Below are 16,518 nucleotides of genomic sequence, written 5' to 3' on the forward strand. Positions count from 1 at the left end.
TCTATTGTGCTATAAGTTGATCTATCTTTTCCCAAACAACATCTAAGCCTTGTTTTTTCTCGGAATTAACTGGAATTAGTGCATTCTCTTGAATACCAAGAGTTGCAGAAATCTTCTTTAAATTCTGGAGCATTTGACTTCTAGATAGTTTATCAATTTTTGTGCATACCGCAAAGATAGCTAAATGCGATTCTTTGCCATATTCAACCATCTGAATATCATCAGCACTTGGAACTCTTCTAGCATCCAATACAATAATCATTGCTTTTAACTGATCTCTTTTTGCAAAGTATGGATCAATTAATTTAGCGAAAGCTAAAGCACTTTGACGATCACTTGTCGCATAGCCATAACCAGGTGCATCCGTAAATACAACCTTGTTATCGACAGAGAAGAAATTTAAAAGTCTTGTCTTACCTGGTGTTTTACCAGAGTATGCTAAGTTTTTACGATTTACTAAACCATTGATAAGTGTACTTTTCCCTGCATTTGATCTTCCAACGAAGATAATTTCAGGTAAATCACTCACAGGCCACTGTGTCTCTAACGCTGCTGTTTTTAGCAGGAATGCATCATGGTACTGCATTAGTGCACCAACGCTTCCTTGAGTACTTGTGAAACAGTCTCAACAGGAATAAATGTAATAGCCTTCTTCACTGTTTCTGGTACATCATCTAAATCACGTACGTTATTCTTAGGAATCAAGACTTTCTTAATACCAACACGGTGTGCTGCTAAAGATTTCTCTCTTAAACCACCAATTGGTAATACATTACCACGAAGTGTTACTTCACCTGTCATCGCAATATCACGATATACAGCTGTATTCGTTAATGCAGAAACAATCGCAGTTGTTAATGTAACACCAGCAGAAGGTCCATCCTTTGGAACAGCACCCTCTGGTACGTGGATGTGAATATCATTTGTATCAAAGAACTTAGAATCAATATTCAATTCTTTTGCATGAGCCTTCACATAGTCAAGCGCAATCGATGCACTTTCCTTCATGACATCACCCAATTGACCAGTGATTACAAGTCTACCTTTACCTTCAAAGTGGTTCACTTCAATCTGAAGCACATCTCCACCAAATTGTGTATAGGCAAGTCCAGTTACACAACCAATTTGATTCTTCTTTTCTTTATTTCCGTATTCAAACTTAATCTTGCCTAACCATTTGCCAATGAGTTTCTTGGTAACGGTGATAGATTTCTTTTGATCACGTAGAATCGCAAGAACAGTCTTACGGCATAATGACGCAATAATTCTCTCTAATTGACGAACGCCAGCTTCACGTGTGTAATGACGAATCAGATATAGAATTTCTGCATCCTTTAGCTTAAACTGTGCAGGTTTTAAACCGTTATTCGTTAATTGCTTAGGCACTAAATAATCCTTGGCAATACTTACCTTTTCCAGTTCAGTATATGATGATAAATCAATAATTTCTAAACGATCACGTAAAGGACCAGGAATATTTTCTAGATAGTTTGCAGTTGCGATAAACATAACTTTAGATAAATCATAAGGTTCTTCTAAGTAGTGATCAGAGAATACTGCATTTTGTTCTGGATCGAGAACTTCAAGCATTGCATCACTAGGATCACCCTTGTAATCAGCACCCATCTTATCTAATTCATCAATTAAGAATACTGGGTTTAATACCTCAGCACGCTTCATTCCTTGAATGATACGACCTGGCATAGAACCAAGATATGTACGACGATGACCACGAATTTCAGCTTCATCACGGACACCACCAACAGACATCTTTACAAACTTACGATCTAACGCACGTGCAATCGACTTCGCTAAAGAAGTCTTACCTACACCTGGAGGACCTACTAAGCAAAGAATTGGGCTGCTAAGAGATTGTGTCATCTGCTTTACAGCTAAATATTCCATAATACGATCCTTGATTTTCTCTAGACCATAATGATCTTCATCAAGAACGTTACGAACTGCCTTTAAGTCTTCAATATCTTCTGTTGTTTGCCACCATGGAACTGTTAACAACCAATCTAAGTAGTTACGAGAAACACTTGCTTCTCCACTACCTGGTGGAAGCATCTCATACTTACGTAATTCTTCACGTGCTTTTTGCTTAACATGTTCTGGGTAAGGATTCTTTTCAATCTTCTCACGTAACTCAGCGACATCATCTGTCATATTAGAAACATCACCAAGTTCTTCTTTGATTGCTTTTAATTTTTCACGAAGATAGTATTCCTTTTGACCATCATCGATACGCTCTTTCACACGATCATTAATCACTGTTTCAAGTTCAGAATAACGTTGTTGTTTTTCAAGTTCTTCTACAATTAACAACAAACGATCATTGACGTTTGTTGTTTCTAATAAACGTTGACGCGTTGCTTGGTCAAATAAACTAAAGTACTGACCAAATTGATCACCTAGTGATTCTGCATTTACACCAAGAGAAAGTTGTTGCACAACTTCTGGTGGGAAAACTGCAGCTACCTGCGTCATTCCTTCTAGTTTATCTACAACCTTCTTCACCAATGCATATTCTTCGCTCTTATCACCATAAGAATCAGTTAATGGAATGACATCCGCATACATTAACTCTTTACTATCGTAAAGTTTTGCAAGTTTTGCACGACGCATACCAGTAAAAGTCACACGCATGAAGCCTTCCTTCTTACGCACAACTTTGATCTTAGCAATTGTACCGACTGTATATAAATCCTTCTCTGTTGGATTGTCTACCATAATATCATTCTGACAAACAAGCCAAACCATACTGTCGTATGAGGCACCCGCCTCGTTCACGGCATTGATTGATTTTGGTCTTCCTACTTCAATCATTACATCATGTCCAGGGAATACGACAATTCCTCTAGTACATACGACAGGCACACGAACATTCACTAATTCGCTCATATTCATACCTCCTGAATCACTTTTGAAAATAAGACGCGAGCAGCGTCTTATTAACAATCTATATTGTAAACGAATTACTCAGCAGATTCCTCTACTTCGCTCTTCTTTTTACGTGTTGTCTTCTTTACTGGCTTTTCTTCAGTAGCTTCAGCCTTTTCTGCCTTCTTTGTTGTCTTCTTAGCAGCCTTCTTTGCAGGCTTCTTACCACCAGCAGCGTTTTCCTTAACAAATGCATAAGCCTTTTCGTTACGCACATCACGCTTCAACATATCAACACTGATATATGCCTTTACTTGATCAACAGGCATATTGTACTGTGCAGCGATGTTGTTATATTCATTTTCAAGATCTTCTTCAGTTGGCTCTAAGCCTTCAACCTTAGCGATCTCTTCAAGAATTAATCTTAATTTCGCAGTCTTAGTTGCATTTTCTGTGTATTCAGCACGAACATCCTCAATCTTCTTACCCATCATGGATAAGTACTGGTTGAAGTTCATACCATACTGAGAAATCTGTTGTGCTAACTGTTGAATCTGATTGTTAACTTCTTCTTCAACAAGCACTTCTGGTAAGTCAATTTCAGCATTTTCAACTAACTTATCCATTAATGCTGTATCAGCCTTGTTTTCAGCCTGAGACTTCTTACCATCTTCGATGCGTGTACGAATCATGTTCTTTAAGTCCGCAACTGTTTCAACACCAGCAGCGTTTACATCCTTCGCAAAGTCATCATTAACTTCTGGTAATACCTTTGTCTTAACTTCGTTAACCTTAACCTTAAATACAACTGCCGCACCCTTTAAGTCTTCAGCGTGGTAGTTCTCTGGGAATGTTAGATCAAGATCCTTTTCTTCGCCAGCCTTAACACCAACTAACTGTTCTTCAAAGCCAGGGATGAAGGAATGGGAACCTAATACTAAGTCATAGTTAGTGCCCTTACCACCATCAAATGCTACGCCATCCTTAAAACCTTCGTAGTCAATATTTACTGTATCGCCTTCAGATGCAGCGCCATCCTTAGTCTGAACTTCTGCATACTGTTCACGCATACGATTTAATTCAGCATCAACTTCTTCATCGCTAACAGCAACTTCTTCAAGATTGTATTCTAATCCCTTATAATCGCCTAACTTCACTTCAGGCATAACTGCGAATGTAAATACTAATTCAACACCATTTGCGTCGATTGACTTGATATCCAACTGTGGTTGGCTAATTGGTGTTAAGTTCTCAGCTGCTAAAGCTGCACGCATCCATTCATTAGCGTTATCATCTACAGCTGTGATGAATCTTTCGTTATCAGAAACACGCTTTTCGATTAAAGCCTTAGGTGCCTGTCCCTTACGGAAACCATTGATAGATACATTCTTAGCAATCTTATTGAATGCCTTCTTTACTGCATCTGCCCATTCTTTACCTTCAATTTTAACTGTTAAATCTCCAACTGATTTTTCTTTGAGTGTCCAATTTGACATCTTATTAACTCCTTTTCGCTTTTTTATTGCTTGCATATTATACCAAATATACAATATTTCGGCTATGTTTTTACTATATTACGGTCGATTTTAGCACTCGACCACTATGCCTGCTAATATCCTACAAAGTTTAGGCTCGAAAGTCAATGCAATGTTTTCGCATATGCAAGTTGTTTAGAGACTTTTCGATAGATTTCTCCTTCATCCATCATATCGGATACTTGTTTCAACATTGCAAGTGCTAAATCTTCCGCTTCATCTTCATCATATGATAACGGCAAGAATACATATACCTCATGAATCAATAATGTTTTAGCCATTTCATAAAAATCTGGATGATCATTTTCTAACCATTTTTTTAGATAGGATTGTGCCTTCAAGAAACCTTCAGACTTATGTACAGGAATAATATCATCTGACCAGAATGTGTATTCTACCCCATTCTTAATGAGTGTAAACTCATCAGATATTTCTTGTTCAGCTAAACCTTCAATCAAAAGTGCAGCCGCTTCTGGACAAGGATCTTTCGATAAATAATCTTTAATCTCAACTAAGCAATCTCGCAAGTTACGTGTAACCAATACACTGGCAGCTGCTAGTTGTGACTTTGGCTTTCCTTTCAGTTTTCTTAATAGTGAATCCAAACTATCTTCTCGTATTTCTTTTTCATCACTGAGATGATAATTCAATTCTCTTTTAAAACTCTTTAACTTTTGTTCAACATCAATCGGAATATATGGCATGTTAAGTTCTTTTTGAACCAAGAAATTTGCATCACCATATTTACCCTCTTTGATTAAATTTTCTATTTCCGTAAGGATTTCATCGTAGTAATTTGTCATATAGCCTCCTAAACGAAAGATACCGTCGACTGATTGCCGACGGTATCTTTTCTATATGGCGTCCTCGAAGAGATTCGAACTCTTGACCACACGCTTAGAAGGCGTGAGCTCTATCCAGCTGAGCTACGAGGACAGCACAAATAATATATCAAAATATCTATCAGTTTTCAAGATTAAATTTACATTTTATATCGTTTTAACTCTGCAGATACTTGCTGTCCATCAAAATGTAAAATCATATACGATGGCTTAGAACCGTCACGGTTATAACTAAGTGAACCAGGATTAAATAAATGAACATCTTCAAACTGCTCATCAAACGGAACATGTGTGTGTCCAAAGCATACAATATCACAACCCCGCTCTCTTGCATGTCGTACTAAACCAAATAACGAACCATAGCCAATATCATGATGACCATGCACTAATAAGATGCGATGATCTTCTACTTCACAAACAAGTTCAGGCTCATAATCCCCATAGTAATCGCAATTACCTTGCACACATGCATAGCCTTCTGTTAACTGCTTAGGTAGCTCACTATCACCCGCATGTAAGTATGCATACGCATTTGGATACATCTCACGAATTTCTTTTAAACATTCCGTTTGTCTATGAGAGTCACTCACCAATATAATATCTTTTGACATTTCGTTCACCGTTGTACCTATTATAATGAATCTTTGTCATACGTAAAAGAGATAAACATGTTAAAATACCATTAAGGAGCGTATTTATATGAATATCTATCCCTACAACATGTATTTCTTATATGCCGCATGCGCATTTCTCATATGCTATCTTTTCATATTCCTATTAAAAACAATGAACTTCTTAAAGACAATGAAGACTACAAATGTCAGTATTCAGGTCATCAAAGACAAGGTTGATCATCTTCAGTATGTATCAAATGCAATTAAGGAACAGAATCAGGCAAAGAAGACAATACAGAATAAGTTAATTAAAATTCTTCTTCCAATTGCAGTTTCTATCATTGTCACCTATCGCCAAAATGATGAGCTAAAGGGATTCAAGGGCTACGCAGCTGCTGGTAAACGTGAATTTGCTAAACGTGCTAATAGCGAAATCATTAAACGCATCTTTACCAATTAACAAAAATACCGGTGCTTATGCATCGGTATTTTCATATGTTTGATGTAAAGCATCATATACTGCTTGAGCCACTTCAGCTGGTATAACCTTTGCTATGTCTTCAACTGTTGCGACTTTTAAATTTGTGAAGTTGCCAAACTCTTTTAATAATAGTTTCTTACGTTTAGGACCTACACCAGCAATCTCGTCCAACACAGATTTCGTTTGTGCCTTTGCACGTAATTTTCTATGATACGTAATCGCTACACGGTGTACTTCATCTTGCATACGTGTTAATAAGAAGAATAAACCTGAATCTTTATCGATTTCAAAAGTATCCCCATTGGTATCCATTAAGGCATTTGTGCTGTGTTTATCATCCTTTACCAAACCCATTAACTTGATTGTATCTGATAAATCCAGTGAATCTAGAATTTCCTTTGCCGCATCAATCTGTGTTTTACCACCATCGACGATTATACCATCTGGCATTCTCGCCCCTTCTTTTAACATACGGAAATAACGGCGATAGATAACTTCCTTCATTGAATCTACATCAGAGTTTCCTGTATGTAATTTATATAATCGATAACTCTTACGATCTGGATAACCATCTTCATATACCACACATGAAGCAACTGTAAACGCACCACTAATATGAGAGTTATCAAATAACTCAACACGATTCATTGGGTGTTTTGCAATGTCAGAAAGCTGTGTTACAGCTTGCTCTGTTAATGTATCTTGTCTTGCGACCGCATTAAACTTAAGATCTAATTGTTTTTTAGCATTTTCAACACACATATCTAAGAGTTTTACTTTATATCCCTTTTGTGGTTGGAAGATAGGCATATCCAATACTTCTTGCAATGCTGTAACATCTAACTCCATCGGTAATACAAGTTCACGAGCAGATGGATGATCTTGATAATACTGTACTAAAAACGAAGTGAATTCTTCTTCTGCATCTCCATACAAAGGTCTTAAACGGAATTCTTTGTTTAGAATTGTTCCTTCACGAACTAAGAAACCTGTAATCGCAAGATATCCCTTCTTCGTATACCAGGCAAAGACATCACGTGATCCACGATTGTCTTTTTCAATATTCTGTTTATCATTAACCACGTGTCGAATTGACTCTAGCATCTCTTTATATTCTTGTGCTTTTTCGAATTCAAGTGCTTGGCTAGCTTCTAGCATCTTTGTCTGAAGTTGAGTTTCAACATCCTTTGTATCACCATTCATGAAGCGAACTACTTTATCACTCATTTCATCATAGACTTTCGGATCAATATCAAACTCGCAAGGTCCGATACATTGATGCATGTGGTAATACAGACATACTTTCGGCTCCAAATGTGTACATCTTCTAAATGGATAGAGTGACTGTAATAGTTTCAAAGTTGTTCTAGCAGCTGTCGCATCAGGAAATGGTCCAAAGTACTTTGCCTTCTTATCTTTCTTAGTATCACGAGCAATGAGTAGACGTGGATACTTTTCTTTAGTCAGTTTGATGTAAGGATAGGATGAATCATCAATAAACTGAATATTATACTTTGGACGATATTTTTTAATTAAGTTTATTTCTAGCACCAAAGCTTCTTTTTCACTTCTTGTAACGATAAAATCAAAGTCTTCAATGTGACTCACCATTTTAGTCGTCTTAAAATCGTGCGCACCAACAAAATACTGGTTCACACGATTATGTAGATTCTTTGCCTTACCAACGTAGATGATTTCTCCATTTTTATCTTTCATCTGATAACTACCAGGTTCATTTGGTAAGTTCTTTAATTTCGCTTTGATATATTCTTTATCCATTGTTTTCCTTTAGTTTAATGTTACTACAGTTGCACCAGTTCCACCTTCTTGAGGCATTCCCAGTCTAAATTCTTTGACAGATTTATCATTACGCAATCGCTCATGAACAGCTTTACGTAGTTTCCCTGTACCATCCCCGTGAATAATACGGAAAGTCTTTAGACCATGAATCTTTGCTTGGTCCATATAGTCTTTCATCTTCTCAATACCTTCATCGACACGCATGCCAATTAGATTGCATTCTAAAGACATGCTTGCATAGATATTATGAGAGCGAATATGTACAGACGTATTCGTCTTTGTCTTAGGAATCACATGTGAACTTGGTCGAATCTGATTCTTCTTTACATGAATCATTCTTCCATTTAAACTCACAGTAATTTCTTTTCTTCCAACCTTGATTACTTCACATACCTGATTGGAAGAACGTAATTCCACCGCATCTCCAACATGATATGTAATATCATCATAATTTGTATCATCCACTTCTTCGAGTGGTTGAATCTTCTTCAATTGATTACGTACATTGAGCACTTCATGATACTTTGCTTGCTCACTACGCATTTGTGCAAGAATTTCATCCGCCTTATGTTGAGCTTCTTCAATATATTGATTGGCTTCTGCTTGCGCATTCTTATGCCATTCATCTTTTTCTTTTAAAAGTTGATTTCGCTCTTTGACAAGAGATTCTTGTAATGCTTTTACTTCTGCAATCTTTTGATTCAGTTCATCATTCTTTAACGTTGTTTCATTTAATTGTGTTTCTAAGCGTTCAATCAAAATATCTTCTTGTGATTTGGCTTGTTCTTTTAAGAAAGATGCATATTTGATAATTGATTTTGGTAAGCCATATCTTTCTGCAATTTCAAATGCGTTGGATTGTCCTGTTAAGCCTTCGATGAAACGATATGTAGGTTCAAGTTTTTCTTGGTCAAACTGTACACTAGCCACTAGAATATCATCATGACGTTTGCCATATGCCTTTAAACGACCATAGTGTGTTGTGGCAACGCAAGTAGCCTTTACATCACGTAAATAATTCAAGATAGAGATTGCTAAACTTTCACCCTCTTTAGGGTCTGTACCAGAGCCAACTTCATCCATCAATATCAAACTGTTTTCTGTTGCATTTCGAACAATTTCTGCTTGTTTCTTGATATGTGCACTAAAACTGGATAAGGATTCTACAACAGATTGATCATCACCAATATCTACAAAGACATTATCAAAGAAAGGAATAATAGCACTTTCTGCAGTAACAGGAATACCTACATACGTCATAAGCACAAATAGACCAATGACCTTCATCGATACCGTCTTACCACCAGTATTAGGACCTGTGATTAATAGAATACGCTTTGGATCACGTAAATGATAGTTATTTGCCACTACCTTCTTTGGATCAATAAGTGGATGCTTAGCACGAATGATTTCTATTTCCTTTTGGTCCGTTAATTCAGCCGCAACACCATCATGAAGTTTACCCCATTGTGCCTTCGCGAAGATTGCATCTAAAATACCACATGTTTCAATGTTTGAGATTTCTTCATCCGCTATAGCAGAGACACTTCTAGATAACATCGTTAAGATGCGATGAATCTCTTCCTTTTCTTTTTCAACAAGTTCCATCTTACGATTATTTAAACCAACAAGTGATGCAGGTTCAATATAGGATGCTTGTTTTGAAGCACTATCACCATGCAGTAAACCACCATACATATTTTTATCAGATGCTTTTACTAAGATGACAGCACGACCATTTCGCATCGTTACAATAGAGTCAACCACACTATCAGAATGACTAGCCACAAAGCGATTTGCGGCTGCAGCGATTTCTCCATCTATTCGAGATAAACTTGTACGAATCGATTTTAACTCTGGTGAAGCTTTATCCATTACTTCACCATATTGGTTTAAACAATTCCCAATTTCTTTCGCAATTTTCTCATGGACAATTAGGGTATCGTATAAATCACTGAGATGTTCATGTTCTAATGCATTCATAGATTTAAAGTAATTCAACATTCCTTGAATGCCTTGAATCAAAAACATTTCATCAATTAACTCTTGTGCTGTTAGTGTTCTACCTTTTTTCGCATTCAAAAGAATTTCTCTTAAATCTTTAATTTGAGACATTGGCAGACGATCTTCATGAATACACATTGCTAGTGCCTCTTTCATGTATGCATGTTCACGACGTATCACAAGAGGATCAAAAGATGGTTTGATGGTATCTACGTATTCAATGCCAAGTGAAAAAGAACATTGTTTTTTCACCTGTTCTAATATCACATTCAATTCTAGACTACCAATTACACTCATATTTACTCCTACTTAATTTGTTTACTTTCTTCCACAAAGCCATTCTCTTTCAACCAGTTTTCAACAGCATTTCTCTGTAAATCAGTTAATGACTTTGTATCTTCTCCTATCTTGGAAAAACCTTCACTACTAAATAGCGGTCCCAAGTAATCCTTAGCAACCATTTCCGTTACTTGATTTACTTGTTTGATTAAAGAATTTTCTACAATATAACTTCCATTTTTAAATAATGGTGTATGTAATAATACTGTTATCACAACCATCCACACAAACGCTTCTAGCACACCAAAAGCAGCGCCTAGTAGTGCACTGACAGCATGTAAACCTGGAACTTTATGTACACCCTTTGCAATTCGATCAACCATAAAGAACAAAATACGTAAAACTAAGAATAATAAGATAAACCATGCAATCTGGTTTACATATGTTTTGGCAACTGCCTCAAATGGAGTCCCAGATAAGCCTAAAGACTTTACAGATATGATATTGATATATTTCGCAAATACACCGCATAATATCCACGCAATCCAATAAGAAATAATGGAACCAACAAGTCCAATCAATCTACGTAGAATCCCTGTATTATAACCTTGGGCCGCTTTTAAAACAAAGAATATTACAACAAAGGCACTGAAATAGATTGCCCAATTTTCATGTAATGTAAACATAAATAAAACCTCCTATATAAAGATGATAAAACAAAACGTTTCAAACTTCCAACTGCATGATAAAATATACTACATGAATAGTACAATAACTTTAAAATTAACACCAACTCAAGAGGAACAATTATTCGCTACTTTTAACGAATTTTTATCTACCCCTCCACAATACGCAAAATGGCAATTAAAACCAGAAAATTGTGTTATTACTTGTTATACATCTGGTAAGACTGTATTCCAAGGGAAAGACGCAAATATTTACGCTGCAGCCTTTATAAATGAACCAGAAGTACTTACAACTACTCCTTTCACGAGTCAATATCCACAAGCTGGTAGCGATGAAGTTGGTACCGGTGATTACTTTGGTCCTGTTTGTGTATGTGCTAGCTACGTCACAAAGGACGATGTTGATTTCTTAGTGAAACTAGGTGTACGTGACTCTAAGAAATTAACCGATGCAGATATGCTAAAGATCGGTCCATTACTGATGGAGAGAATTCCACATAGTCTATTGATTGTAACACCACAAAAATACAATCAAGTTCATGAAGAAAATAATCTTAATGCAATTAAGGCTAAATTACATAACCAAGCCTATATCAACCTTGCAAAGAAGATAGAACTTCCAAGTTTTAAGATTGTTGATCAATTTACACCAGAAACATCCTACTATCGTTATCTTAAAAATGATACACGGATTATACGAGGTATCCACTTTGAAACAAAGGCAGAAGATAAATACTTATCTGTCGCTGTTGGCTCAATTATCTCACGCTATGGTTTTTTAAAGACTTGGGAAGAAATGGAACAAAAATACAGTATGACATTCCCAAAAGGTTCTGGCGATAAAGTCGACATCGTTGCCCAAGAGTTTGTTGAACGTTATGGATTTGATCGACTTGGTGAAGTCGCAAAATTACATTTTCAAAATACAGAAAAAATACGTGTATAAATAATCTATACACGTATTTTCATTACCTATCCATTACTAGAATGCGATGGAGAAGTACTGCTTGAAGATCTTCTAGCCATCAGCATATTCTCTAATGTAATAACAATTGCAACAACTGTCGCCTCTTCATTGACATCATACAAATCAATGCAGTATTTGTCTCGCATAGAGAATAATTTTTGTCCTACAACTGCAATGACACGTTCTTGGTTGTTATATAAAACAAAGTTCAGATTTGCAAAATCTCCCTGTAAGGTCCAACCAAGTTCATCAATTGTAAATTTCATATCCAAAATACGGAACAACTCTTTTGACAGTTCGAATGACTTTCCACCAACGACATCAATATAGTGAATAGAGTGAAGAGAGAATAGTTTCTTTTCTATCCTTGCAACTACTCGATCCTCAACATCAGTAATTGTTGTTTCATTTGTAAAAGAGAATAGTTTAGAAGATGAATGATATACCACATTATCATTTTCATCCGTCACATCAATATCTTTATGAAAGCTAAATAAGTATCTACTTGTATAGAGTGATTTGGCTGGTTCACCATATTCCTTATAATTACGAATATCTGTTCCTTCTCCTGCAGAGTGGTATCTTTGAAAGATTAACGAAATAGCGAAAATTCCTACAACCATAATTACCATCAAAATTAATACTGGCTGCATTGTCCCCATATACATTATCATTCACCTCCTGGTAATATTTACAACTATATAGTAGCACTTTCTAAGATTAAAAGAAAAAATGGAATCTCACTTTAAGTGAATATTCCATTCTTCATTAACTTTTTGATAATAGAACTCTGTCAGTTCAGGATCTTCAAATACACGAAGCAAAACATCCATGTCGACTGATAGCTTCAACTTTAAGAAGTCTTCACGCTTTACCCAAGATACAGTTCCTTCACTAGAAGAGATAATCTCACCAGTAAAAGTATTACAGGTATACAGAAATACGATATAACGACTTCCATCCGAATTTACCCAATCTTTTACTCCACAAAGCTTAGGACTTTGGATATCTAAACCTGTTTCTTCTTTCACTTCTCGGATAACAGAGTCAACGATAGATTCATCGTTTTCGACATGGCCTCCCGGAAATGTAATACCTGGCCAATCTTTCTTTTGTCTATCAATGACAAGGATTTCATCACCTTTTGTTATCATGCATAAATTTGTAAGTGTTACTAATTTTTTTCTGTCCATGCATGTCATTATAAAAGAGTAATTGATAAATTGAAAGAATTATTTTGACATCCAGCTTTCATCACTTGGATTATTTCTAAAGTTTAACAGTGCCTCTACATCACTTTCCTTGATGTAGTTTTCTTCTACTGCGACAGATAACAGTGTGTCGTAATCAGAGGCAGACACGTTGCGAACATTGTGTTCAGCAAGACGTTCTGTTGCTTTACGCATACCGTAAGTAAAGATAGAAGCGATACCTAATACTTCAGCCCCTTCTTTACGTAATACTTCTACAACTTCAACAGCAGATCCTGCAGTAGAGATTAAGTCTTCAATAACAACAATCTTTGCATGATCGATTAGCTTACCTTCAATTTGGTTTTGACGTCCATGATCTTTAGAGGATGTACGTACATACCCCATTGGTAAACCAAGTATTGTTGCAACGATAGCCGCATGCGCAATACCAGCGGTACTTGTACCCATAACCATATTGCAAGTTGGGTATTCTTTACGAATAATTTCAGCTAATGCATTTTCTACATCCTCACGAACCTTTGGATAAGAAAGTGTTAAACGATTATCACAATAGATTGGCGACTTGATACCACTTGCCCATGTGAATGGCTCTTGTGGTTTTAAGAATACTGCTTGAATATCTAATAAATCTTTCGCAATTACCTTCTTCATATTATTCTTCTCCTGTCTGAAATTGTTTTGTGGCTAGACGGTATGCTTCAACTGGATTTTCTGCTCTTGTGATAGATCTTCCTACAACGATATAGTCAGAACCAAGTTGGTGAGCGATTGCAGGTGTAGTAACACGCTTTTGGTCACCCTTACTATCAGTCGCAAAGCGTATACCAGGAGTAACTGTTTGGAAATCTTCACCACATACCTTCTTTACAATTTCTACCTCTAATGGAGAACATACTACACCATCACAACCTGCATTCTTTGCATTCAATGCATATTGAGCAACAGTTTCCTGCATAGACTTTGGAATGAGTAGTTCTTCATGCATAGCTTCTTCAGTTGTACTTGTTAATTGTGTTACTGCAAGTAAGATTGCCTTACTTCCATGATCATCTAGTGCCTTACGGGCAGCCTTCATCATTTCGATTGTACCAGCAGCATGTACATTGACCATGTCAACATCCAACTCTGCAAGCATGCTCATCGCATGATAAACCGTATTTGGAATATCGTGTAATTTTAAATCAAGGAAGATTTTGTGTCCTTGCTTTTTAATCTGTCTTACGATTTCAGGACCATTTCCATAGAAGACTTCCATACCAATTTTAACGTATGGTTTTTCATCCTTGAACTGTTGTAGAAACTCTAGTGTTTTTTCCTGGCTGTTAAAGTCACATGCGATGATTACTTCTTTACTCATTTTGATTCTCCTCCTATTTTTTATCTATATTGTTAAACCAATTATAGCTTTTTATATACTTCTTCGTCCAACGCACCTTCACTCTTTGCAACAGCGATTGCACAAGCACTATCACCTACAACGTTGAGGGATGTTACTAACATCTCAATTGGACGATTGATTGCGAGAATTAATGTATATGTCATTAATGCAAGTTCATTATTGAAACCTATACCACTAAGGATTGTAAACAGGATGACAGCCCCTGCTCCAGGTGCTGCAGGTGTTCCTACAGATGCAACGATTGCTAAGAAACCAATTGTTAGGATGCTTGTTAATGTCATTGGAATGATAACTACTTGTAATGCACGTACGAATAATTGTCCAACAATGTAGAAGATACCAATTGCTTTTTCATTACCCTCCGCAGAGATATCTGCGAATAATAAATTGTTTATTGTATTCCATAATTCTGCTTGATTACCTTTGATCAATATCTCTCTTAGGAAAATTATTATTAAACCAACGATAAGTCCACACCCAAGTGCACTCATCATCTCTGACGGTTAGATTTTTTGTAGTCTTCTTCATATCTCTATCACTTATTCATAAAAAACAACCTTTGCACAAAATACACAAAGGTTGTAAGTAATCTATTACAAGTTCCTCTAAAAAAACTACTAGAGTGTAATCTATCATCGCCTTCATAGTATCTCGTACTATATTAAAGCCTGCTTTTTCCGTAGATTAGGATACAATAGGAAACCCTCTACGTCAATAACTATTTCTTGAAAGTGTATAAATCTCTCTGAACAATCATCTGACTAATGATTGGTAGAGAATTAAAGATATACAGTCTTTTCGCATGATAGTCATGTTCTTCATTCTCACCTAACAATAACGTAAAATTTCCATGCACTTCATTACTATCATAGTGGAACATTTCAGGATGTTGTTTCATGTCTTCTATCTGCATATTGACTGTACGATAGGCAAAATCTTTCGTTCCTGTTAATGCTAATACATAGAAGTCTTCTGCTGTATATCCTTGTGCAATGATTGCATTTTCTAAAAGTTGTGCTGTCCAATTTGGATTATCACGTCCATACTCATTCACCATCGTACGATTACCCCAATATAACGATCCACTAAAAGGCACATAGTATCTAAAGTATCTCATACTATCCATCATGCGATACCAGGTAGTTACTGCACCCATAGAAAAACCTAAAAAGATACGATGGTCTCTCGATGCAATCAAGTCTTCTTCACTTGTAGAGCTAGCATATGTACGATATGCATGTTCAAATTGCGGTATCAAATCATTCTGTAACTCTTTACCAAAAGTTTCCGTAAGACTTGCATCATAATCATCTGTATCCATATCAACATTATCGTGATAATAAGATGCAAATACCATTAACATTGGCTTCATCTCTTTATTATCAATCAGATGATCAATGACATTTTTAATATCTGTCAAATCATCTAATTCACCCGGAAAGGAAGTTACATCTCCCGTATGACCATGCATGGTATACACGACATCATATCGTTTTGTACTTGTTTCATATCCATACGGTATATATACATACGCATATTTCTTCATAACTCTATCTTGATAGTCATAGGTATTTGTTATGTAATCAAAGCGTACAACTTTACCCTGTTGTTTTGCAGGGTTCATATAACCTGTAGGGACGTTTTGTATTCCTAACGAAATAGATGAGTCTTTTTGGATTTCCTGGTACGGTTGAAATACCAGCTCTACTGAATCATCTGAGTTTTTCTTTGACGTACATCCTACTAGTAACGAAGTCATTAATAGGAATACGACGATTAATTTCTTCATCTTTACCTTCTTTCATTAGAAAGTG

16 protein-coding genes and 1 tRNA gene are annotated in these 16,518 nt (G+C 36.2%); 2 read left to right on the plus strand and 15 right to left on the minus strand.

The annotated features are described in order from the left end of the window. Position 1: 1 nt before the first annotated feature. From yihA to RYK16_RS01860, 6 genes are all read right to left on the minus strand, one after another. Positions 2–586 (minus strand): ribosome biogenesis GTP-binding protein YihA/YsxC, encoded by a 585-nt coding sequence (gene yihA / locus RYK16_RS01835; protein ID WP_314850384.1) that lies wholly within the window; start codon positions 584–586, stop codon positions 2–4. After that, positions 586–2,904 (minus strand): endopeptidase La, encoded by a 2,319-nt coding sequence (lon, locus tag RYK16_RS01840; RefSeq protein WP_399554516.1) that lies wholly within the window; start codon positions 2,902–2,904, stop codon positions 586–588. The genes yihA and lon overlap by 1 nt, the downstream gene beginning before the upstream one ends. A gap of 74 nt (positions 2,905–2,978) precedes the next feature. Continuing rightward, on the minus strand, positions 2,979–4,379 hold the full coding sequence (gene tig, locus RYK16_RS01845; protein WP_314850387.1) for a trigger factor: 1,401 nt from the start codon (positions 4,377–4,379) through the stop codon (positions 2,979–2,981). Positions 4,380–4,522: 143 nt separating this feature from the next. Next, positions 4,523–5,221 (minus strand): DUF3196 family protein, encoded by a 699-nt coding sequence (locus RYK16_RS01850; RefSeq protein ID WP_314850388.1) that lies wholly within the window; start codon positions 5,219–5,221, stop codon positions 4,523–4,525. Positions 5,222–5,277: 56 nt separating this feature from the next. Continuing rightward, positions 5,278–5,354: transfer RNA gene (locus tag RYK16_RS01855), tRNA-Arg, on the minus strand. A 46-nt stretch (positions 5,355–5,400) separates the two neighbouring features. Then, positions 5,401–5,871: a metallophosphoesterase gene (locus RYK16_RS01860; protein ID WP_314850389.1), complete on the minus strand. Its 471-nt coding sequence runs from the start codon at positions 5,869–5,871 to the stop codon at positions 5,401–5,403. Positions 5,872–5,959: 88 nt separating this feature from the next. On the opposite strand from RYK16_RS01860, the gene RYK16_RS01865 reads away from it, so the two are divergent. Then, a complete protein-coding gene (locus RYK16_RS01865) occupies positions 5,960–6,334 on the plus strand; it encodes a hypothetical protein (RefSeq protein WP_314850391.1) in 375 nt (124 codons plus the stop codon). 15 nt (positions 6,335–6,349) lie between these two features. Here RYK16_RS01865 and uvrC read toward each other — a convergent pair whose 3' ends face one another. Genes uvrC through RYK16_RS01880 form a run of 3 tightly spaced genes read right to left on the minus strand, consistent with a single transcriptional unit; the run spans position 6,350 to position 11,124 of the window. Continuing rightward, a complete protein-coding gene (gene uvrC / locus RYK16_RS01870; protein WP_314850392.1) occupies positions 6,350–8,134 on the minus strand; it encodes an excinuclease ABC subunit UvrC in 1,785 nt (594 codons plus the stop codon). A 9-nt stretch (positions 8,135–8,143) separates the two neighbouring features. Next, positions 8,144–10,456: an endonuclease MutS2 gene (locus RYK16_RS01875; RefSeq protein WP_314850394.1), complete on the minus strand. Its 2,313-nt coding sequence runs from the start codon at positions 10,454–10,456 to the stop codon at positions 8,144–8,146. Between the two features lie 8 nt (positions 10,457–10,464). Continuing rightward, positions 10,465–11,124, minus strand: a complete 660-nt coding sequence (locus RYK16_RS01880; protein WP_314850396.1) for a CvpA family protein — start codon at positions 11,122–11,124, stop codon at positions 10,465–10,467. A gap of 73 nt (positions 11,125–11,197) precedes the next feature. On the opposite strand from RYK16_RS01880, the gene rnhC reads away from it, so the two are divergent. Beyond that, positions 11,198–12,070: a ribonuclease HIII gene (rnhC, locus tag RYK16_RS01885; protein WP_314850398.1), complete on the plus strand. Its 873-nt coding sequence runs from the start codon at positions 11,198–11,200 to the stop codon at positions 12,068–12,070. A 26-nt stretch (positions 12,071–12,096) separates the two neighbouring features. On the opposite strand, the gene RYK16_RS01890 is transcribed toward rnhC, so the two are convergent. The 6 genes from RYK16_RS01890 to RYK16_RS01915 all read right to left on the minus strand — a co-directional run bounded on the left by RYK16_RS01890 (position 12,097) and on the right by RYK16_RS01915 (position 16,493). Next, positions 12,097–12,759, minus strand: coding sequence for an LURP-one-related family protein (locus tag RYK16_RS01890; RefSeq protein ID WP_314850399.1), 663 nt, complete (start codon positions 12,757–12,759; stop codon positions 12,097–12,099). Between the two features lie 72 nt (positions 12,760–12,831). Next, positions 12,832–13,284: an 8-oxo-dGTP diphosphatase gene (locus tag RYK16_RS01895; RefSeq protein ID WP_314850400.1), complete on the minus strand. Its 453-nt coding sequence runs from the start codon at positions 13,282–13,284 to the stop codon at positions 12,832–12,834. A gap of 39 nt (positions 13,285–13,323) precedes the next feature. Continuing rightward, entirely contained in the window at positions 13,324–13,956 is a 633-nt protein-coding gene (pyrE, locus tag RYK16_RS01900) for an orotate phosphoribosyltransferase (protein ID WP_314850402.1), read from the minus strand. A 1-nt stretch (position 13,957) separates the two neighbouring features. Continuing rightward, positions 13,958–14,662: an orotidine-5'-phosphate decarboxylase gene (gene pyrF, locus RYK16_RS01905; RefSeq protein WP_314850404.1), complete on the minus strand. Its 705-nt coding sequence runs from the start codon at positions 14,660–14,662 to the stop codon at positions 13,958–13,960. Positions 14,663–14,703: 41 nt separating this feature from the next. Then, positions 14,704–15,135, minus strand: a complete 432-nt coding sequence (locus RYK16_RS08355) for a cation:dicarboxylate symporter family transporter (RefSeq protein WP_399554517.1) — start codon at positions 15,133–15,135, stop codon at positions 14,704–14,706. Positions 15,136–15,422: 287 nt separating this feature from the next. After that, positions 15,423–16,493 (minus strand): alpha/beta hydrolase-fold protein, encoded by a 1,071-nt coding sequence (locus RYK16_RS01915; RefSeq protein WP_314850406.1) that lies wholly within the window; start codon positions 16,491–16,493, stop codon positions 15,423–15,425. Between the last annotated feature and the right edge of the window lie 25 nt (positions 16,494–16,518).

This window comes from uncultured Solobacterium sp., from assembly GCF_963550625.1.
Taxonomy (GTDB): Bacteria; Bacillota_I; Bacilli_A; order Erysipelotrichales; family Erysipelotrichaceae; genus Bulleidia.